This is a genomic window from Streptomyces sp. NPDC054872 (assembly GCF_053610705.1).
On the sequence record NZ_JBSGYY010000072.1, the window covers coordinates 1 to 20,059 of the forward strand.

The 20,059-nt window shown below is 70.0% G+C and carries 15 protein-coding genes, 1 tRNA gene and 1 riboswitch; of the genes, 13 read left to right on the top strand and 3 right to left on the bottom strand.

Annotated elements, in window-relative coordinates; genetic code table 11:
- The first annotated feature begins 82 nt into the window (after window positions 1-82).
- From ACWGIH_RS42825 to ACWGIH_RS42865, 9 genes are all read left to right on the top strand, one after another.
- Window positions 83-1,372 (top strand): cytochrome P450 family protein, encoded by a 1,290-nt coding sequence (locus tag ACWGIH_RS42825; RefSeq protein WP_453452630.1) that lies wholly within the window; start codon window positions 83-85, stop codon window positions 1,370-1,372.
- A 174-nt stretch (window positions 1,373-1,546) separates the two neighbouring features.
- Window positions 1,547-2,539, top strand: coding sequence for a transglycosylase family protein (locus tag ACWGIH_RS42830; protein ID WP_453452632.1), 993 nt, complete (start codon window positions 1,547-1,549; stop codon window positions 2,537-2,539).
- Window positions 2,540-2,720: 181 nt separating this feature from the next.
- Window positions 2,721-2,915, top strand: a riboswitch (cyclic di-AMP (ydaO/yuaA leader).
- A gap of 3 nt (window positions 2,916-2,918) precedes the next feature.
- Window positions 2,919-3,626 (top strand): transglycosylase family protein, encoded by a 708-nt coding sequence (locus ACWGIH_RS42835; RefSeq protein WP_453452633.1) that lies wholly within the window; start codon window positions 2,919-2,921, stop codon window positions 3,624-3,626.
- Between the two features lie 258 nt (window positions 3,627-3,884).
- Complete coding sequence (gene eno, locus ACWGIH_RS42840) at window positions 3,885-5,165, top strand: phosphopyruvate hydratase (protein WP_190083504.1); 1,281 nt, start codon at window positions 3,885-3,887, stop codon at window positions 5,163-5,165.
- A gap of 101 nt (window positions 5,166-5,266) precedes the next feature.
- Window positions 5,267-5,746: an FtsB family cell division protein gene (locus tag ACWGIH_RS42845; RefSeq protein ID WP_453452636.1), complete on the top strand. Its 480-nt coding sequence runs from the start codon at window positions 5,267-5,269 to the stop codon at window positions 5,744-5,746.
- Window positions 5,747-5,804: 58 nt separating this feature from the next.
- Entirely contained in the window at window positions 5,805-6,347 is a 543-nt protein-coding gene (locus tag ACWGIH_RS42850; protein ID WP_453452638.1) for a DUF501 domain-containing protein, read from the top strand.
- A complete protein-coding gene (locus ACWGIH_RS42855; protein WP_453452640.1) occupies window positions 6,344-7,270 on the top strand; it encodes a Ppx/GppA phosphatase family protein in 927 nt (308 codons plus the stop codon). Before ACWGIH_RS42850 ends, ACWGIH_RS42855 begins: the two co-directional genes overlap by 4 nt.
- 398 nt (window positions 7,271-7,668) lie before the next feature.
- Window positions 7,669-9,072 carry an NAD(P)/FAD-dependent oxidoreductase gene (locus ACWGIH_RS42860; RefSeq protein WP_365863819.1) on the top strand — a complete coding sequence of 468 codons (1,404 nt, stop codon included), beginning with the start codon at window positions 7,669-7,671 and terminating at the stop codon, window positions 9,070-9,072.
- A gap of 200 nt (window positions 9,073-9,272) precedes the next feature.
- On the top strand, window positions 9,273-10,577 hold the full coding sequence (locus ACWGIH_RS42865; protein WP_453452642.1) for a class I SAM-dependent methyltransferase: 1,305 nt from the start codon (window positions 9,273-9,275) through the stop codon (window positions 10,575-10,577).
- A 66-nt stretch (window positions 10,578-10,643) separates the two neighbouring features.
- Here ACWGIH_RS42865 and ACWGIH_RS42870 read toward each other — a convergent pair whose 3' ends face one another.
- Window positions 10,644-13,172, bottom strand: a complete 2,529-nt coding sequence (locus tag ACWGIH_RS42870; protein ID WP_453449061.1) for an ABC transporter permease — start codon at window positions 13,170-13,172, stop codon at window positions 10,644-10,646.
- Between the two features lie 137 nt (window positions 13,173-13,309).
- A complete protein-coding gene (locus ACWGIH_RS42875; RefSeq protein ID WP_453449062.1) occupies window positions 13,310-14,080 on the bottom strand; it encodes an ABC transporter ATP-binding protein in 771 nt (256 codons plus the stop codon).
- A gap of 387 nt (window positions 14,081-14,467) precedes the next feature.
- Between ACWGIH_RS42875 and ACWGIH_RS42880 the strand changes: the two genes are divergently transcribed.
- Window positions 14,468-14,550 (top strand) — tRNA-Leu (locus tag ACWGIH_RS42880).
- Window positions 14,551-14,556: 6 nt separating this feature from the next.
- Here the strand turns inward: ACWGIH_RS42880 and ACWGIH_RS42885 are convergent.
- Window positions 14,557-16,218, bottom strand: coding sequence for an IclR family transcriptional regulator domain-containing protein (locus ACWGIH_RS42885; protein WP_453449063.1), 1,662 nt, complete (start codon window positions 16,216-16,218; stop codon window positions 14,557-14,559).
- A gap of 142 nt (window positions 16,219-16,360) precedes the next feature.
- Between ACWGIH_RS42885 and ACWGIH_RS42890 the strand changes: the two genes are divergently transcribed.
- The 3 genes from ACWGIH_RS42890 to ACWGIH_RS42900 all read left to right on the top strand — a co-directional run bounded on the left by ACWGIH_RS42890 (window position 16,361) and on the right by ACWGIH_RS42900 (window position 19,996).
- The gene (locus ACWGIH_RS42890; RefSeq protein ID WP_453449064.1) at window positions 16,361-17,539 is read left to right on the top strand and encodes a 4-hydroxybenzoate 3-monooxygenase; all 1,179 of its coding nucleotides are present in this window, start codon (window positions 16,361-16,363) and stop codon (window positions 17,537-17,539) included.
- A gap of 75 nt (window positions 17,540-17,614) precedes the next feature.
- Window positions 17,615-19,012: an MFS transporter gene (locus ACWGIH_RS42895; protein WP_453449065.1), complete on the top strand. Its 1,398-nt coding sequence runs from the start codon at window positions 17,615-17,617 to the stop codon at window positions 19,010-19,012.
- Window positions 19,013-19,078: 66 nt separating this feature from the next.
- Window positions 19,079-19,996 (top strand): Bax inhibitor-1/YccA family protein, encoded by a 918-nt coding sequence (locus ACWGIH_RS42900; RefSeq protein WP_453449066.1) that lies wholly within the window; start codon window positions 19,079-19,081, stop codon window positions 19,994-19,996.
- The last annotated feature ends 63 nt before the right edge of the window (window positions 19,997-20,059 follow it).

Here is a 20,059-nt window from a genome sequence, read left to right on the forward strand (position 1 = left end):
GGCTGACATCTGTCAGCCCGTCCGGCGATTGAGGACGAACTCGGCGGAGCCGGTGATGACGGCGCCGGATAACGTCGACCCCATGCAAGACCAGCCGCCAGCCCCCGCAGGGGCACACGCGACCCCGCCCGAGGCCCAGGGGCCAGAACTCTTCACCTGGGAGTTCGCCACCGACCCCTACCCCGCCTACGCCTGGCTCCGCGAGCACGCGCCCGTGCACAAGACGCGGCTGCCCAGTGGCGTGGAGGCCTGGCTGGTCACCCGGTACGCCGACGCCAAGCAGGCACTCGCCGACCAGCGGCTCAGCAAGAACCCGGCCCATCACGGCGTCTCCGCGCACGCGAAGGGCAAGACCGGCATCCCCGGCGAGCGCAGCGCCAACCTCATGACGCATCTGCTCAACATCGATCCGCCCGACCACACCCGCCTGCGCCGCCTCGTCTCCAAGGCCTTCACCCCCCGCCGTATCGCCGAGTTCGCGCCCCGCGTGCAGGAGCTGACCGACCGGCTCATAGACCAGTTCGTGGAGAAGGGGGAGGCCGACCTCATCCACGACTTCGCCTTCCCGCTCCCCATCTACGCGATCTGCGACCTGCTCGGCGTGCCCCGCGAGGACCAGGACGACTTCCGCGACTGGGCGGGGATGATGATCCGGCACGGCGGCGGGCCCAGGGGAGGGGTCGCCCGGTCGGTGAAGAAGATGCGCGGCTATCTCGCCGAGCTGATCCACCGCAAGCGCCTGGAACCCGGCGACGACCTCATCTCCGGGCTCATCCGCGCCTCCGACCACGGCGAGCACCTCACCGAGAACGAGGCCGCCGCGATGGCCTTCATCCTGCTGTTCGCCGGCTTCGAGACCACCGTCAATCTGATCGGTAACGGCACGTACGCCCTCCTCACCCACCCCGAGCAGCGCGAGCGGCTCCAGGCCTCCCTCAGGGAGGGCGACACCGCGCTCTTGGAGACGGGACTCGAGGAACTCCTCCGCTTCGACGGGCCCGTCGAACTCGCCACCTGGCGGTACGCCACCGAGCCGCTGACCGTCGGAGGGGAGGACATCGCCGCCGGCGACCCCGTCCTCGTGGTCCTCGCAGCCGCCGATCGCGACCCCGCACGATTCGACCGACCGGACACGCTCGACCTCTCCCGCCGCGACAACCAACACCTCGGCTACGGCCATGGCATTCATTACTGTCTCGGCGCACCACTGGCCAGGCTCGAAGGGCAGGCCGCCCTCGCGACCCTCCTGCGGCGCCTCCCTGACCTGCGTCTCGCGGCGGAACCTGGTGATTTGAGGTGGCGTGGCGGCCTCATCATGCGTGGACTCCGCACGCTTCCCGTGGAGTTCACACCCGCACAGCAGAGCAAATAATCGGCGAATGAGAAGCCCCCGAAACGACGTTTAGCTGACGGACCGTCAAGACTGTGACTTTCACGTGATCTCCGCTGCATCGACTTGTGACAAGCGTTCGACTGCCGCTACGTTCACCGACGACTCGGCATCCCGTGCCGCAGTCGTCGCTCCAGTCACGCGAAAGGCAACCGCATGCTCTCCGGCAATGGTCGTCACCGACGCCCCCGCCAGGCCCCGGCCCTGATCGTCGCGGCAGGAGTGGCGGGGTCGGCCATCGCCATCCCGCTGCTCGGCGCCACCAGCGCGAGCGCGGCGGACACCGCCACGTGGGACAAGCTCGCGGAGTGCGAGAGCGGCGGAGCCTGGAGCGCGGACGCGGGCAACGGCTACTACGGCGGACTCCAGCTCTCGCAGCAGACCTGGGAGGAGCACGGCGGCCTCGACTTCGCACCGAGCGCCGATCAGGCGAGCCGTTCGCAGCAGATCTCCGTGGCCGAGAAGGTCCTCGACGACCAGGGGACCAAGGCCTGGCCGAGTTGCGCGCCGGTCGCGGGGCTCACCCAGGACGGCGCCGCCGCCGACGTCGACCCGGGCGCTCCGATCGCGATTCCTTCTGGCGAGCCGTCGGAGTCGAGTGACTCCAAGGACTCGGAGGGCTCGACGGACTCGAAGGGTCCGAAGGACTCGAAGGGCTCCGGTGAGTCCGACGAGCCGTCCGAGTCGGTCGAGCCCTCGGACGATGCCGAGCCGTCCCAGAAGCCCGACGCCGACGACGCGTCACGAGACAAGAATCACGACGACTCGGGCAAGTCGGATGACTCGGGTGACTCGACCAAGTCCGGCGACCCGGACAAGTCCGGGCGCGACGAGGACACTTCGCCCGCCGCCGAGCCTTCCACCGGCGAGGGCGAAGGCCGCCACCGCGGCGGCAGCGCCGACGACGAGGCATCCGAAGGCTCCGCGCGCGAGGGTTCGGGCCGGCACGCCTCCCGCGGCGACGAGCGCGAGCACGACGTCTCCGACGGGACGTACACGGTCCGCTCCGGGGACAGCCTCTCGGTCATCGCCGACGACCTCGACGTGAAGGGCGGGTGGACCGAGCTGTACGCCGGGAACGAGAAGTCCGTCGGCTCCGACCCCGATCTCATCCTTCCCGGTCAGAGCCTCGATTTGGGCGAAAAGTAAGGGTAGTTGACGAGTCGCTTTGCGCTCGTTGTCCCAATTGGCGTAAGTGAGACATGGGTCTCAGAAGCCCTGATCGTCTTTGGAAATCGGCCGTTGGCATGACTACGGTCGTGACCGCTCGCCACAGCGGGCCCCGCCGGTCGGTACGCCGAGTCCTGCCAACGGCCGTTCGGGAACAGTCGTCGCGCAAGCGCCGTAGGCAGGAGCGGGGGAACCAAGGTTTCCGCCGGGCCCGGCCGTTGAACGGCCTCGCGAGAGCGAGGCGGGGAGACGGCCAGGAACGGCTAGGGGTTAAGTCGCGCTCAGGAAGCGCGGCCGGGCAACTTCATCGGCCCGAACCCGACAGCTCACCTCGCAGGCGTCGGTGAGGGGATCACTCATGCTGTTTTCCAGCAAGGGCAAGCACCGCCGCCCGTCCAAGGCCACCCGCGTCGCCACGCTCGCCGGCGTCACCGGTGTCGCGGTCGCAGCCCCGCTGATGGCGGCCGGCCAGGCCTCCGCCGCCACGAACTCCGAGTGGGACGCCGTCGCGCAGTGCGAGTCCGGCGGCAACTGGTCGATCAACACCGGCAACGGCTACACGGGCGGCCTGCAGTTCTCGTCGTCCACCTGGGCCGCGTACGGCGGCACGAAGTACGCGCCCACCGCCGACAAGGCCTCCAAGGCCCAGCAGATCGAGATAGGCGAGAAGGTCCTCGCGGGTCAGGGCAAGGGTGCCTGGCCGAGCTGCGGCGTCGGCCTCTCGGGCGCCTCCAACGAGGGTGGCGGTGCGCAGGAGAGCGCCCCGCAGCAGACCCAGGAGCAGCCCAAGAGCCAGCCCAGCGCCCAGACCGAGCAGCCGCAGCAGGCCGCTCCGAAGGCCGAGGCCGCCCCGAAGGCCGAGTCCAAGAAGACCGTCGAGACCCCGACCGGCAAGACGGTCAAGAAGGGCGACGGCGAGTACAAGGTCAAGAAGGGCGACACCCTCTCCAAGATCGCCGATGCCAAGGACGTCAAGGGCGGCTGGCACAAGGTCTACAAGCTCAACGGCGACATCATCGACAACGCCGACATGATCTACCCCGGCCAGCAGCTCCACCTGAGCTAGGACGCCGGGGGAGGCGGGCGGCGCTTCGGCGGAGGCGCCGCCCGCCCCACCCCCCGTCCCCACGGGTCCACCCCGTCCCGGTGCGCGTATCCCCCGTACGCACCGGGGCGGGGTATGTTTGTTCCGTTCGTAAACATTTCGCTCTCGGTTTGTCCACAGGACGGTCGGTCGGCTGGCTGTTGTCCGGGAGCCGGTTAGGCTCGTGTCCGCGAGGCCAACGCCTCGCGTACCCGCGTCACATCCCAGAAGGAGATGCTCGTGCCGTCCATCGACGTCGTCGTAGCCCGGGAAATCCTGGACTCCCGAGGCAACCCCACGGTCGAGGTCGAGGTCGGCCTCGACGACGGCAGCACGGGTCGTGCCGCCGTTCCGTCCGGTGCGTCCACCGGTGCTTTCGAGGCCATCGAACTCCGTGACGGTGATCCCAACCGTTACATGGGCAAGGGCGTGGAGAAGGCCGTCCTCGCCGTCATCGAGCAGATCGGCCCGGAGCTCGTCGGGTACGACGCCACCGAGCAGCGCCTGATCGACCAGGCGATGTTCGACCTCGACGCCACCGACAACAAGGGCTCGCTCGGCGCCAACGCCATCCTCGGCGTCTCGCTCGCCGTCGCGCACGCCGCGTCGGAGGCCTCCGACCTCCCGCTCTTCCGCTACCTCGGCGGCCCGAACGCGCACCTGCTGCCCGTTCCGATGATGAACATCCTGAACGGCGGGTCGCACGCCGACTCGAACGTCGACATCCAGGAGTTCATGATCGCGCCGATCGGCGCCGAGTCGTTCTCCGAGGCCCTGCGCTGGGGCACCGAGGTCTACCACACGCTGAAGAAGGTCCTGAAGGACAAGGGCCTCTCCACGGGCCTGGGCGACGAGGGCGGCTTCGCCCCGAACCTGGACTCCAACCGCGCCGCGCTCGACCTCATCCTCGAGGCCATCAAGCAGGCCGGTTACGTCCCCGGCGAGCAGATCGCGCTCGCGCTCGACGTCGCCGCGTCCGAGTTCTACAAGGACGGCTCGTACGACTTCGAGGGCAAGTCCCGCTCGGCCGCCGAGATGACCGAGTACTACGAGGAGCTCGTCGCCTCGTACCCGCTCGTCTCCATCGAGGACCCGCTGTTCGAGGACGACTGGGCCGGCTGGAACGTCATCACCGAGAAGCTGGGCGACAAGGTCCAGCTCGTCGGCGACGACCTCTTCGTCACCAACCCGGAGCGCCTCGCCCGCGGCATCGAGGAGAAGTCGGCCAACGCCCTCCTGGTGAAGGTCAACCAGATCGGCTCGCTGACCGAGACCCTCGACGCCGTCGAGATGGCCCAGCGCAGCGGCTTCAAGTGCATGATGTCGCACCGCTCCGGTGAGACCGAGGACGTCACCATCGCCGACCTCGCCGTCGCCACCAACTGCGGCCAGATCAAGACCGGCGCCCCGGCCCGCTCCGAGCGCGTCGCCAAGTACAACCAGCTGCTCCGTATCGAGGAGATCCTGGACGACGCCGCGGTGTACGCGGGCCGTTCGGCGTTCCCCCGCTTCAAGGGCTGAGCACCTCCGGTCCTCGGCTCCGCTGAGTAGATACGTACGTCCCCGTACTCGGTCCCGTACCGTGTGCGGGGACGTTCGTACGTATCGGGGAGGCGGCACACATGGCCGTGAAGGACCGCGACCGGTTCTCCACCGCGACCAGGCTGCGGCTGCTCGGCGAGCAGACCGCGGAGCGTGTCTACCGCTCCCAGACCAAGCGCCAGGCGCGCCGCTCCCGGCTCACGGGACGCGCCGCGCTTCTCGCGCTCGTGCTGTGTTCGCTGGTCGTCGCGCTCGCCTACCCGATAAGGCAGTACGTCTCCCAGCGCGCCGAGATCGCCGACCAGCGCAAGGAGCAGGCCGAGCGACGCGAGCACGTCGAGAGGCTGAAGGACGAGAAGGCCCGCTGGCGGGACGACGCGTACGCGGAGCAGCGCATCCGGGACCGGCTGCACTATGTGATGCCGGGCGAGACCGGCTACACGGTGGTCGACCCCGAGGCGGCGAAGAAGCAGCGCTCCGACCAGGGGGCCGCCGCCAGGCCCTGGTACTCGAACGTCTGGGACGGCGTCGACAAGGCGGACCGCCCGGCCGAGGACTGACCTCCTCCCACCACTACCTCTCGCATACCTCGTGTAGCGAACCGATCGAAAGACAGGCATGGAAACGCCCCCGCCGACCACCCCGCGCACCGAGCCCACCGACGCCGACGTCGAGGCATTCAAGCAGCAGCTCGGCCGCCCGCCGCGCGGCCTGCGGGCCATCGCCCACCGCTGCCCGTGCGGGCAGCCGGACGTCGTCGAGACGGCGCCGCGCCTTCCCGACGGGACGCCGTTCCCGACGACGTACTACCTGACGTGCCCGCGGGCCGCGTCCGCGATCGGCACCCTTGAGGCCAACGGCGTCATGAAGGAGATGTCGGAGCGGCTGAAGACGGACCCCGAGCTGGCGGCCGCCTACCGCAAGGCGCACGAGGACTACATCGCGCGCCGTGACGCCATCGAGGTACTCGAGGGCTTCCCGAGCGCGGGCGGCATGCCGGACCGCGTGAAGTGCCTGCACGTCCTGGTCGGTCACTCCCTGGCCGCGGGCCCTGGCGTGAACCCGCTGGGCGACGAGGCGATCGCCATGCTCCCGGAGTGGTGGCGCAAGGGCGCGTGCGTGTCCCTTCCGGAGGGTGAGCCCGCGGGGGAGAGCGCATGACCCGCGTGGCGGCCATCGACTGCGGCACGAACTCCATCCGCCTCCTTGTGGCGGACGCCGACCCGCTGACCGGCGAACTCGTCGACCTGGACCGCAGGATGACGATCGTCCGCCTCGGTCAGGGCGTGGACAAGACGGGCCGTCTGGCCCCGGAGGCCCTGGAGCGGACCTTCGCGGCGTGCCGCGAGTACGCCGAGGTCATCAAGGCGCACGGCGCCGAACGCCTGCGCTTCGTGGCGACCTCCGCGTCCCGCGACGCCGAGAACCGCGACGACTTCGTACGCGGGGTCCTGGACATCCTCGGCGTCGAGCCGGAGGTCATCAGCGGTGACCAGGAGGCCGAGTTCTCCTTCACGGGGGCGACGAAGGAGCTGACGGGCAGCGACCACCTCGCCAAGCCGTACCTCGTCGTCGACATCGGCGGCGGCTCCACGGAGTTCGTCGTCGGCGACGACACCGTCCGCGCGGCCCGCTCCGTGGACATCGGCTGCGTGCGCCTCACGGAGCGGCACATCCGCTCCGACCCGCCCGCGCCCGCCGAACTCGACGCCGTCCGGGCCGACATCACGGCCGCGCTCGACCTCGCCGAGGAGACGGTGCCGATCCGCGAGGCCCGCACGCTGGTCGGCCTCGCGGGCTCGGTGACGACGGTGTCCGCCATCGCGCTCGGCCTCGACGCGTACGACTCCGCGGCGATCCACCACTCCCGTGTCTCCTACGAGCGGGTGCGCGAGATCGCCGCCCGTCTTGCCGGGTCCACGCACGACGAGCGGTCCGCGATCCCGGTGATGCATCCGGGGCGTGTGGACGTCATCGTGGCGGGCGCCCTCGTCCTCCTTTCGATCATGGAAAGGACCGGCGCGGAGGAGGTCGTCGTCAGTGAGCACGACATCCTCGACGGCATCGGCTGGTCGATCGCCTGAGCGCCTCATGTAGCGTCTGAGCGGCTGATGAGGGGCCCGGAAGGGCCCTCGACGACATGTCGTCGGGAAAGTTCGTGAAGTTCTTCACAAGGAAATCGGCTCGGTTGGACGATGTTCAGGGGTTCTGGACCCCTAAAAGTGATCCGAGAGGGCCTCGCGACCCACGACAGTGAAGGTTCGGGAGTGCGTCCGGAGGGTGGGCCCGGCGCGTGGTCCACTGCGCTCGAGGGGCCAGAGCGGCAGCTCACAAGGGGTGCACAACGTCTCGGGTTGTCCCGTGGTTCCCCTGGGGCTCTATGGCCTGCGTCACGTGGGCGGCGAAGTGTAGCAGAGGGTCCACCCATGCTTGTGAAGGGGCGCACGAGCGACCCCCGCCGGGCAGGTGGATACTCGATGGCATGAGCACCACGGAGCGTCCCAGGATCCTCGTAGTAGGCGGTGGGTACGTAGGCCTGTACGCAGCTCGGCGCATTCTCAAGAAGATGCGCTACGGAGAGGCGACCGTCACGGTCGTCGACCCCCGGTCGTACATGACCTACCAGCCCTTCCTCCCCGAAGCCGCCGCCGGCAGCATTTCGCCTCGGCACGTCGTCGTCCCGCTGCGACGCGTGCTGCCCAAGGCGGAAGTTCTGACCGGCCGGGTCACCACCATCGATCAGGACCGCAAGGTCGCGACGATCGCCCCCCTCGTGGGCGAGGCGTACGAGCTGCCTTTCGACTACCTGGTCATCGCGATGGGCGCGGTCTCCCGCACCTTCCCGATCCCCGGCCTCGCCGAGCAGGGCATCGGCATGAAGGGCATCGAGGAGGCCATCGGCCTGCGCAACCACGTCCTCGAGCAGCTGGACAAGGCTGACTCCACGACGGACGAGGACGTCCGCCGCAAGGCGCTGACCTTCGTCTTCGTCGGCGGTGGCTTCGCGGGTGCGGAGACCATCGGTGAGGTCGAGGACATGGCCCGCGACGCGGCCAAGTACTACAACAACGTGAAGCGCGAGGACATGCGCTTCGTGCTCGTCGACGTGGCGGACAAGATCCTCCCCGAGGTCGGCCCGAAGCTCGGCCAGTACGGCAAGGAGCATCTCGAGGGCCGCGGTGTCGAGGTCTACCTCAAGACCGGCATGGACTCCTGCGTGGACGGCCACGTGGTCCTGAACAACGGCCTCGAGGTCGACTCCAGCACCATCGTGTGGACGGCCGGCGTCAAGCCGAACCCGGCGCTCGCCCGCTTCGGTCTGCCGCTCGGCCCCCGTGGCCACGTCGACACCCAGACGACCCTCCAGGTCCAGGGCACCGACTACATCTGGGCCGCGGGCGACAACGCCCAGGTGCCGGACATGGTCGGCCGCAAGGCCGGCAACGAGAACGCCTGGTGCCCGCCGAACGCCCAGCACGCGCTGCGTCAGGCCAAGGTCCTCGGCGACAACGTGATCTCCGGCATGCGGGGCTTCCCGCAGAAGGAGTACAGCCACGCCAACAAGGGTGCGGTCGCCGGTCTCGGCCTGCACAAGGGCGTCGCGATGATCGTCATGGGCAAGATGAAGATCAAGCTCAAGGGCCGTCTGGCCTGGTACATGCACCGCGCGTACCACGGCATGGCGATGCCGACGTTCAACCGCAAGATCCGGGTCTTCGCGGACTGGACGCTCGCGGTCTTCCTCAAGCGGGAGGTCGTCTCGCTGGGCGCCATGGAGACGCCGCGCGAGGAGTTCTACGAGGCCGCCAAGCCCGCGCCGAAGCCCGCCGCGGCCAAGGCCGAGCCGGTCGCCGCCGGGTCCGAGGAGAAGGCCAAGGCCTCCTGACCTCCGGTCCCTGAACAGCCCCGAGGGGGCCGCCCGCCATCCGTGGTGCGGGCGGCCCCCTCGGGTTTTTCCGTCCCCGTATGCATGGTGCTTACACTTATTTTGCCGATCCGTGACGCGGCAACGGGACTGCGCAAGAGTCCCGTTGGTGTTTACGTGGTGTTGAGCTGTCCGGGATCGCCATCACGGAGGTGTGCGCCATGCCACACGCCGCACTGCGGCTTGAGAGCCTCGCCGAACAACTGCTGGGAGCCCCGCTCCCCGTGCGCATCCGCGCCTGGGACGGTTCGGAAGCAGGCCCGCCGGGTGCCCCCGTCCTCGTCGTACGCAGCCGTCGGGCCCTGCGCCGCCTGATGTGGAAGCCGGGCGAGCTGGGCCTGGCCCGCGCCTGGGTGGCCGGGGACCTGGACGTCGAGGGCGATCTGTACGCCGCGCTCGACCGGCTCGCCGGGTTCATCTGGGAGCGCGACGAGGACGCCAAGAGCCTCAGGGAGTCCCTGCGCGACCCGCGGTTCCGCGCCGCGGCCCGCAGCCTGGTCGGCCTCGCCGCGCCCTTCCTGCCGCCCGCCCCGCCGCCGGAGGAGATGCGCGGGCGCGGCCGTCTCCACCTGCACACCAAGCGCAGCGACCGGCAGGCCATCAGCCACCACTACGACGTGGGCAATGACTTCTACGAGCTGGTGCTCGGCCCCTCGATGGTCTACTCGTGCGCGTACTGGGGGGACGGTGAAGAGGCAACCTCCACCCTTGAGGACGCTCAGCGCGACAAGCTCGAACTCATCTCCCGCAAGCTCGCCCTGAAGCCCGGCATGCGGCTCCTGGACGTCGGCTGCGGCTGGGGCTCCATGGCGATCCACGCGGCCCGCGAGCACGGCGTCACCGTCGTCGGCGTCACGCTCTCCCAGGAGCAGGCCGCGTACGCCAGGAAGCGCATCGCGGAGGAGGGCCTGACCGACCGGGTCGAGATCCGCGTCCAGGACTACCGCGACGTGCGCGACGGCCCGTACGACGCCATCTCCTCCATCGGCATGGCCGAACACGTCGGCGCCGAGAAGTACTTGGAGTACGCACACGACCTGCACGCCCTGCTGAAGCCGGGCGGACGGCTCCTCAACCACCAGATCGCCCGCCGCCCCCAGGCCGACGAGTCGACGTACGAGGTCGACGACTTCATCGACGCCTATGTCTTCCCCGGCGGCGAGCTCGCCCCCGTGGGGTCCACGGTCGCGCAGCTGGAGCGCGCCGGGTTCGAGGTGCGTGACGTGGAGGCGATCCGTGAGCACTACGCCCTCACCCTGCGCCAATGGGTCGCCAACCTGGAGGCCCGCTGGCAGGAGGGCCAGCGGCTCACCTCGCCGGGCCGCGCCCGCATCTGGCGCCTCTACATGGCGGCCTCCGCGCTGTCCTTCGAGCGCAACCGCATCGGCGTCAACCAGGTCCTCGCGGTGAGGACCCCGGAGGCGGGCACCTCCGGCATGCCGCTGCGGGCCCGCACCTGGCAGTAGGACGTACGCGAGCGGGGCCCCGGACGAAGGGTCGTCCGGGGCCCCGCTCCTGTCGCCTGCCGGGGGCTACTCGCTCTTGATCGCCATCAGCGGATTCAGCTTGGCCGCGCTGCGGGCGGGCCACATCGCCGCGAGGACACCGACCAGACCCGCGATGCAGAGGAAGATCGCGATGCGGCCGACCGGGACCTCCATGGCGTACGTCTTCACCGTGCCGGAGATGCTGTTGCCCGCGGCCCAGCCCATGAAGAGGCCGAGACCGATGCCGAGCACCGCGCCGAACAGGGAGATCAGGACCGCTTCCAGGCGCACCATCTGCTTGACCTTCGCGCGGTCGAGGCCGATGGCCCGCATCATGCCGATCTCGTGCTTCCGCTCGAAGACCGACATGGCGAGGGTGTTGATGACGCCGAGCACCGCGATCAGGATGGCCATCGCGAGCAGGCCGTAGAGCATGTTCAGCATCAGGTTGATCGCGCCCGCGATCTCGTTGCTGATCGCGTCCTTGTCCTGGATCTTGATGGCCGGGTTGTCGCCGAGGGCCTTGACGATGGCGTCCTCGGACCCGTCGGAGACGCCGCCCTTCATCTTCACGAGGACCTGCTCGTCGGCGATCTTCGACAGATGCGGGTCGACCACGGCGAGCGGCGTGAACAGACCGCTGATCATCTCGTTCTGCTCGTAGACACCGGCGATCTTCAGCTTCACCGTCTTGTCGTCGTCGAACTTCACCGGGACGGTGTCGCCCGTCCGCAGGTTCTTCTTGTCCGCGGTCTCCTTGTCGACCAGCGTGGACTCGCCGGTCAGGTTCGCCAGGGAGCCGCTGCTGAAGTCCAGGCTCGCCAGCTTGCCGAAGTCCTTCTCGTCGACGCCCGAGATCTTGCTGTACGAGCCGTCCAGCTCACCGTAGGCCGCGCGCAGCGGGCTGCTCGCCTCGACCTCGGGCAGCTTGTCCAGCTTCTCGCGGACCTCGGGGGTCAGCGGCTGGTAGTTCGCCATGGAGACGGTGTAGTCGGCCTTCAGGGAGCCCGCGGCCATCTTGTTGATGGCGCTGCTCATCGAGGTCGCGACCACCGTCATCGCCGTGATGAGGGTCAGGCCGATCATCAGGGCTGCCGCGGTGGAGGCCGTGCGGCGCGGGTTGCGCACCGCGTTGAGCCGGGACAGCTTGCCCGTGACGCCGAACGGCTTGAGGAGCGGGGCCGACGCGGCGATGAACGGGCGCGACAGGAGCGGGGTGAGGACGATGACGCCGACGAGGATCGTCGCTGCGCCGCCGGCCATCACGTAGTTGTCGTCCATGAACAGCATGACCGTGCCGAGGGCGACGATGATCGAGCCGATGGTGTTGCGGACGACGAGGCCGCGCGTGGTCGGCGTCGCGTGGACGCTGTTCATCGCGGCGACCGGCGGGATCTTCGCGGCGCGGCGGCCCGGCAGCCAGGCGGCCAGCATGGTCACGACCACGCCGATGATCAGGGAGACCACGATCGTGGTCGGGGCGATGACGATCGGCCCGTCGGGCAGCGAGGCGCCCGCGGAGTTCATCAGGGACTCCAGGCCCATGGCCACGCCGATGCCGAGCGCGAAGCCGGTCACGGCGGCCACCAGGCCCACCAGGAACGCCTCGATGAGCACGGAGCGCGTCACCTGACGGCGCGAGGCGCCGACGGCGCGCATGAGCGCGAGCTCCTTGGTGCGCTGGGCGACCAGCATGGTGAAGGTGTTGGCGATGATGAAGATGCCGACGAAGAGCGCGATGCCGGCGAAGATCAGCAGGACCTGGCTCATCGACTTGGTCTGCTCTTCGATCATCGTGTCCTGGTCGTCCGAGAGCTGGGCGCCGGTCACGGCGTCCGTGTCCTTCGGCAGGATCTTCTCGACCGAGCTCTTCAGCGCCGTCTCGGAGGTGCCCGCGGCGGCCTTCACGTCGATCTCGTCGTACTGGGTCTTGCCCAGAACCTCGAGCGCGGTGTCGTTGTCGAACACCACCAGGCTGCCGCCCGCGAGGACGCTGCCGTCGTCGGTGTCGAAGACGCCGCTGATCTTCGCGGTCTTCACCGGTCCGTCGGTGGAGTAGCGGACGGTGTCGCCGGTCTGGTAGCCGGTGCGCTCGGCGGTCCTTGAGTCGAGTGCGATGTCACCGGCGGACTTCGGGGCGGCGCCCTTGGTGAAGTCGTAGCGGGGGTCCTTGCCGCCCTTGCCGGGGTAGTAGTTGGCACCCGTGGTGCCCCACTCGCCGCCGACGAGCTTGCCGTCCTTGTCGGCGAGCGCGGTGAAGCCCGAGACGCCGCCGATCGCCGAGTCGGCGCCGGGCAGGTCCTGGGTCTTCTTCAGCAGGGCGTCGGTCAGCCGCGGCGGCGTCTTGGCCTCGCTGTCGTCACCGGACGCGTAGAAGGGGGAGCCGCCTTCGGTCTGTACGGCGACCGAGACGTGGTCGAAGCTCTTCGCCGACTTGTTCTTGTAGGCGTTGCCGAAGGTGTCGGTGAAGACGAGGGTGCCGGAGACGAAGGCGACGCCGAGCATGACGGCGAGCACCGTCATCAACAGCCTCGCCTTGTGCGCGAGCACGTTGCGCAGGGCGGTACGGAACATGGGTGTGAGTCCTGGTGGGGGAGAGGAGGGAGAGCCCCGAAGGGGCGCGGGGCTGCGTCCATTTGCGGCTCCGCCGCGTGGGCGCGACCAGCCACGGCGTACCCGCAGGGCGGAACCTGCCGACGCCGCTCGGAGCGCTAGCTCGTACGGCCCTTCGCGTCGAAGGACTTCATCCGGTCGAGCACGCCCTCGGCGGTCGGCGACAGCATCTCGTCGACGATCCGCCCGTCGGCAAGGAAGATCACGCGATCCGCGTACGCCGCGGCCACGGGGTCATGCGTGACCATGACGACGGTCTGCCCCAGCTCGCGTACGGAGTTGCGGAGGAACCCGAGGACCTCCGCACCCGAGCGGGAGTCCAGGTTTCCCGTGGGCTCATCGCCGAAGATGATGTCCGGTTGCGAGGCGAGCGCGCGGGCCACGGCGACGCGCTGCTGCTGGCCGCCGGAGAGCTCGGTGGGCCGGTGGGAGAGACGCCCGGCCAGGCCGACCATCGAGATGACCTGCTCCAGCCACTGCTTGTCGGGCTTGCGGCCCGCGATGTCCATCGGCAGCGTGATGTTCTCCAGGGCCGTCAGTGTCGGCAGCAGGTTGAAGGCCTGGAAGATGAAGCCGATCTTGTCCCGGCGGAGCTTGGTGAGCTGCTTGTCCTTGAGGGTGGAGAGCTCGGTCTCACCGATGCGCACGGAGCCGCCGCTGAAGCTGTCGAGCCCCGCGACACAGTGCATCAGGGTCGACTTGCCGGAGCCCGACGGGCCCATGATCGCGGTGAACTCACCCTGCCGGAAGTCGACGGAGACATGGTCCAGGGCGACCACCTGGGTCTCGCCCTGTCCGTACACCTTGGAGAGGTCCGTGGCGCGTGCGGCCACCGCGGTGCTGCGGGCGGCGAAGGGGGTGGTGGTCACGGGGCGGTGCTCCTGTCGGGACGACGAGTGGGGACGTACTCCATGGTGCTGGCAGATCCGCGCCGTGTAGTCAGCCGCTGTTCCGGTTCCGAGGGCCCTCTGCAGTCGGACTCCGGGAGCCCGTGTCATACCTGGGGATGACCCCCGCCCCTGACGCAGGTAGCACTCACCAGTGACCCCCGCGCACCGCGTAGGCGGCTAAATTCCGTCATTCCGTACCGGAGGCCCCACAGCGGTGGAAGGGCCTGCGGCATGTACCGATGGGCCGTACCGGTGGCTGATGCACCCTCAGACGTCAATAAAATAAGACAACATCGGGCTGTTGTTCCGCTGTTCGGGGGACGCCTCCCGATAGGGTCGAATCACTTGATGCGGAGCCCATGGCCTGCCCGGATGGTGGAATGCAGACACGGCGAGCTTAAACCTCGCTGCCCCTAGCGGGCGTGCCGGTTCAAGTCCGGCTCCGGGCACCTCCGCTAAGGCCTCGGCGGGTACGTACGCCAAGGCATCAGCGCGCCGTTGAAGCGTGCCGCCGTGTGCAGATCCGCCTCGATCGCGGCCGCTGTCCCGCGCAGTGCGGGAAGCAGCGCTTCGACGGTCTCCTCCAGTGGCGCCGTCCCCGCGTGCTGGGCCACGTTCAGGGCGGCGATCACGTGTCCTTCCGCGTCCTTGATCGGTACGGCGACCGAGCGCAGGCCCTCCTCCAGTTCCTCGTCCGCGGTGGCGTGGCCGTCGGCCGCGGCGCGCTCCAGGATGTGGTGCAGGGCCGCCGGGTCGGTGACCGTGCGGCGGGTGAGGGGGCGGGGCGGGTCCGCCTTCAGGAGGCGCGCGCGGTCCGGCTCCGGGAGTCCGGCGAGCAGGACCCGGCCCATGGCGGTGGCGTAGGCGGGGAAGCGCGTGCCGAGCGTGATGTAGACGCTCATGACGCGGACCGTCGCCGCGCGTGCCACGTACAGGATGTCCGTGCCGTCGAGCACCGTCACCGACGCCGACTGGTGTACGCGGCCGGTCAGTTGACGCAGGTGCGGCTCGGCGATGTCGGCGAAGCCGAGGCCCGAAAGGCGGGCGTAGCCGAGTTCCAGGATGCGGGGGAGCGGGCGGTGGAGGCGGCCGTCGTGCGCCGCGTACCCCTCCTGTTCCAGGGTGTGCAGGCAGCGGCGTGCGGTGGCCCGTGGCAGGCCGGTGGCGGCGGCGATCGCGGTGAGCGGCAGGCCGTCGCCGTGCGCCCGGCCGAGGGCGCGCAGGACGGCGAGGCCGCGGGCGAGCGACTGGAGGAAGCCGGGGCCGAGTTCGGCCTTGGCGTCGGCCGTGTCCAGCGGCTGATCGGGCGTCAACTCCGCCTCCGCGTACGGCGGTACGGCAACCGGGAGGGACTCCAGGTGTGCCGCCTCCTCGCGCAGCCGTGGCAGTACGAGCTCCGCCAGGCCCCGCGCCGTGTGCCTGCTGGTGTGGCTCACCGCGGACAGGGCGTACCGCACGCGGCCCGCCGCGTCGCGCACCGGGACCGCCGTCGCGATCAGGCCCGGCTCGATCAGCTGGTCGTCCAGCGCCCAGCCCGTCCCGCGCGAGTGCCGCACCCGTGCCGTGAGGTCCGGGGGCGGGGACGCGGGGCCGGGCGGCAGCGCGGGGAAGGCGTGGGCCGTGGCGTCGGCGGGGCCGGCGGCCACGCGTGCCCGCCACCCCGCCCACGCCCCCTCGTCCCACTCGGCGGCGAACAGCGCGCCCGGCGCGCACCGTTCGGCGGGGAGCAGATCGCCGATGCGGAAGGCCACCGACATCGCGCGCCGCCGCGCCGCCTGCGTGACGAAGCGGACGCCGTCGCCGTCCGGCACCGCCAGGGACACCGATTCGTCCAGCTCGTCCGCGAGCCGGGCGGTGCGCGCCGCGACCTCGCCGCTCAGCCCGCTCGCCGCCAGGTAGGCGTTGCCGAGCTCCATCAGGCGCGGCGTGAGGTGAAGTTCCTGGCCCTGCTCGCGTACGTAACCGACGTGGACCAGGGTCGCCACGACCCGGTCCACCGTCGAGCGGGCCAGGCCGGTCGCACGCACGAGGTCGCCCGCCCTGGCCTGTTCGGCGACCGCGAGGGCGCGCAGCACCGCGAGACCGCGCTGCAGGGGGCGTACGGACTCTTCCGGCATGGCGCCGCTCCTCGCACGGGTGGGACACGGGTCGACAACGGATGCCCCGCAAACCGTTGACAGCCGCTGGGTCCGGTCGGAGACTCCCGTCAGCACATTATGAACGAAAGTTCACCAGGCGAACAAGTGGAGGGGTCGGCCGATGCGCACCACCGTCGGAATCATCGGAGCCGGACCGGCGGGCCTGCTCCTCGCCCGCCTGCTGCACAACGCGGGCATCGATTCCGTCGTCCTGGAGACCCGGGACCGCGCCTACGTCGAACAGCGTCAGCGCGCCGGAATCCTGGAACAGGGCACCGTCGACGTCCTGCGCGAGGCGGGCGCCGCCGCCCGCATGGACCGCGTGGGCATCCCGCACGACGGCATCGAACTGCGCTTCGACCGGCGCAGGCACCGCGTCGACTTCCCCGCGCTGACCGGCGGCCGGTCCGTGATGGTCTACGCACAGACCGAGGTCTGCAAGGACCTCATAGCCCTCCAGCTCGCCGCCGGCGGCCCGTTGCTCTTCGAGGCCGAGGCACTCGCCGTCGAGGGCGCCGAGACCGAGAACCCACGCGTCCGCTTCCGCCACCAGGGCCGCGAGGACGTCCTGGAGTGCGACTACGTGGTGGGCTGCGACGGCTCCTGGGGCGTGGCCCGCAAGGCCGTGCCCGCCGAAGCCGCCCGGGTCTTCGAGCGGACCTACCCCTTCGGCTGGCTCGGCATCCTCGCCGACGTGCCGCCCTCGCACGACGAGCTGGTCTACGCCCGCCACGACCGCGGCTTCGCCCTCCTGTCCATGAGGTCGCCGACCGTCACGCGCGCCTACCTCCAGGTCCCGGCAGGCACCGACGCCGCCGACTGGGGCGACGAGGAGATCTGGGACGAGCTCGATCGCCGCCTGGAGACCGATGACCCCGCCTGGACGCTGAAGCGCGGCCCCATCACCTCCAAGTCCGTCACCCCCATGCGCAGTCACGTCCACGAGCCCATGCGGCACGGACGCGTCTTCCTCGCCGGGGACGCCGCCCACATCGTCCCGCCCACCGGCGCCAAGGGCCTCAACCTCGCCGTCGGCGACGTCGTCACCTTCGCCCGCGCGCTCACCGAACTCCGCGACACCGGCTCCGACGCCCGCCTGGAGGCGTACTCGGAGACCTGCCTGCGCCGCGTCTGGCAGGCCGAGCGCTTCTCGTACGCCATGACCACGATGCTGCACCGCGCCCCCGATGCCACCCCCTTCGACGACCGCATCCAGCTCGCTCAGCTGGACCGCATCGCCACCGCCCGCGCGGCCGAGACCGACCTCGCGGAGAGCTACACGGGCTTCCCCCTCGACTGAGCCCGCACCGCCGCACCCCTGGAAAACCCCCGTCCCCCCGTCCCCACCAGGTCCCACAAAGAAGTGAGAGCCCCCGTGACCGCTCCCCCAGGTGCCGCGCCCCAGCGGACCTTCAGATCCGTCGCCCCCGTCATAGCCCTGTGCTGGCTCGTCGTCTTCTTCGACGGCATGGACGTCAACATCTACGGCGCCGTGATGCCGCACCTCATCGACGACAAGGACTTCGGCTTCACCACGTCGACCGCCGGCACCATCGGCTCCTGGACCACCTTCGGCATGCTCATCGGCGCCCTCGGCTGCGGCACGCTCACCGACTGGATCGGCCGCAAGCCGATGGTCACGGGCAGCGTCGCGCTGTTCTCGCTGGGCTCCGCGATCTGCGCGCTCGCGCCCACCGCCGCCGTCTTCGGAGGCGGCCGTTTCATCGCCGGGCTCGGGCTCGGCGGCCTGATGCCGATCAGCCTCGCGATCGTCGCCGAGTTCGCGCCGCCGCGCAGGGCCGCCCTCGCCACCGGCCTGATGATGACCTCGTACCACGCGGGCGGCATGGCGGCCACGGGCCTCGGACTCTGGCTCGGGCCCGACCACGGCTGGCGCGTCGTCTTCTGGGCGGGCGTGATCCCCGCGGCCGTCGCCATCCCCCTCGTACTCAAGTGGCTGCCCGAATCGCCCGGCGTGCTGCTCGCCAAGGGCCGCACGAGTGAGGCCGAGACCGTCGCCGCCCGGTACCTGCTGCCGGCCCCGACGCTCGCCGAGGCCCCCGAGGCGGGTGCCAAGGGCCGCTTCGCCGCCGTCGCCTCGCTCTTCGGGCCCGGCCGGCGGTTCGCGACCCCGCTCCTGTGGCTCGCCTCCTTCGCCGGACTGCTCCTCGTCTACGGGGTCTCCACCTGGCTCCCCGAGCTGATGCGCGCCTCCGGCTACTCGCTCTCCTCGTCCGTGACCTTCCTCATGGTGATCAACGCGGGCGGCATCGTCGGCATGCTCGTCGCGGGACGGATGGCGGACAGGTTCGGCGCCGTGCGGATCTCCGCGATCTGGTTCCTGCTCACCGCCTGCGGAACCTTCCTGCTCAGGGCCGAGCTGCCCCTCGGTGTCGCCTACGCGATCGTCTTCGTCACCGGCATCTGGCTCTTCTCGGCGCAGGTGATGGTCTACGCCTCCGCCCCGTCCGTCTACACGCCCGCCCAGCGCGCCACCGGGCTCGGCTGGATCACCGGCGTCGGACGCACCGGCGCCGTCGTCGGACCGTGGCTGGGCGGCGCCGTCGTCTCCGGCGGAAACGCGTCCCTCGGATTCACCACCTTCGCCGTGGCCGCGGTGCTCGGAGCCGTCGCGATCTCGCTGGTGCCACTCGTCCGGCGCAGCCGCCGCACCCCGGCCGACGAGGGCGTATCGCCCGCTCCACCGGGAACAGAGAGCACCGGGCCGGGCGTTCTTGGTCACAAGGAGGGAAAGATCCTCCCCAAGCACTAGGGTCTTCCTTTTGCCTACGCATTACTCTTGACCCAAAGCCACGCACGGTGGCCATGGAGGAGTGAAATGAGGAGCAGTAACCCGGTCTTCTCGCGACGGGGGTTCAGCCGCGACAACGGCTACGCGGGCTTCGGCCAGCAGCAGCCGCAGGCCGGGGGACCCGCCGTCGGGACGCAGACCCAGCAGGGCAACCCGTACGCGGGTGCCGGCCAGCAGGCGCCCACCAATCCGTACGCGACGAACCCGTACGCCCAGCAGGACCTGCAGCACGGCGCCCCCCAGGCGCCCGTAACCACCGCAGGCCGCATGACGATGGACGACGTCGTCCTGCGTACGGCCACCACGCTCGGCACGCTCCTGGTGACGGCGGCGCTCGCCTGGGCGCTGCTGCCGGTGGACGACGCCAACATCAGCAAGTCGTACGGCATCGCGATCGGCGCAGGCCTCGTCGCGATGGTGCTCGGCCTGGTGCAGGCCTTCAAGCGCAAGGCCTCGCCCGCGCTGATCCTGGCGTACGCCGCCCTGGAAGGTGTCTTCCTCGGTGTCGTCTCCAGCGTCGTCGACAACCGCATCGCGGACGGCGCGGCCATGCAGGCCGTGCTCGGCACGATGGCGGTCTTCGCCGGTGTCCTGATCGCCTACAAGGCGGGCTGGATCCGCGTCAACCGTCGCTTCTACGGCTTCGTGATGGCCGCGGCGATGGGCTTCCTGCTGCTGACCGCCGTGAACCTGCTGTTCGCGGTCTTCGGCGGCGGTGACGGCCTCGGCTTCCGCAGCGGCGGCCTCGGCATCGTCTTCGGCATCGCCGGCATCCTGCTCGGCGCGTGCTTCCTGGCCCTGGACTTCAAGCAGGTCGAGGACGGCATCGCGTACGGCGCGCCGAAGGAAGAGGCCTGGCTCGCGGCGTTCGGTCTGACGATGACGCTCGTCTGGATCTACCTGGAGTTCCTGCGTGTGATCGCCATCCTGCAGGGCAACGACTGACGCGCCTGATCCAGGCAGCGCCTGACATGGGCAGCAGCGAAGGGCCCCGCGGAACGCACGTTC

Bases quoted from the DNA above. Each gene is read 5' to 3' on its own strand.
- ACWGIH_RS42825 (WP_453452630.1), top strand. From the start codon at position 83: ATGCAAGACCAGCCGCCAGCCCCCGCAGGGGCACACGCGACCCCGCCC.
- ACWGIH_RS42830 (WP_453452632.1), top strand. From the start codon at position 1,547: ATGCTCTCCGGCAATGGTCGTCACCGACGCCCCCGCCAGGCCCCGGCC.
- ACWGIH_RS42835 (WP_453452633.1), top strand. From the start codon at position 2,919: ATGCTGTTTTCCAGCAAGGGCAAGCACCGCCGCCCGTCCAAGGCCACC.
- ACWGIH_RS42845 (WP_453452636.1), top strand. From the start codon at position 5,267: ATGGCCGTGAAGGACCGCGACCGGTTCTCCACCGCGACCAGGCTGCGG.
- ACWGIH_RS42850 (WP_453452638.1), top strand. From the start codon at position 5,805: ATGGAAACGCCCCCGCCGACCACCCCGCGCACCGAGCCCACCGACGCC.
- ACWGIH_RS42855 (WP_453452640.1), top strand. From the start codon at position 6,344: ATGACCCGCGTGGCGGCCATCGACTGCGGCACGAACTCCATCCGCCTC.
- ACWGIH_RS42860 (WP_365863819.1), top strand. From the start codon at position 7,669: ATGAGCACCACGGAGCGTCCCAGGATCCTCGTAGTAGGCGGTGGGTAC.
- ACWGIH_RS42865 (WP_453452642.1), top strand. From the start codon at position 9,273: ATGCCACACGCCGCACTGCGGCTTGAGAGCCTCGCCGAACAACTGCTG.
- ACWGIH_RS42870 (WP_453449061.1), bottom strand. From the start codon at position 13,172: ATGTTCCGTACCGCCCTGCGCAACGTGCTCGCGCACAAGGCGAGGCTG.
- ACWGIH_RS42885 (WP_453449063.1), bottom strand. From the start codon at position 16,218: ATGCCGGAAGAGTCCGTACGCCCCCTGCAGCGCGGTCTCGCGGTGCTG.
- ACWGIH_RS42890 (WP_453449064.1), top strand. From the start codon at position 16,361: ATGCGCACCACCGTCGGAATCATCGGAGCCGGACCGGCGGGCCTGCTC.
- ACWGIH_RS42900 (WP_453449066.1), top strand. From the start codon at position 19,079: ATGAGGAGCAGTAACCCGGTCTTCTCGCGACGGGGGTTCAGCCGCGAC.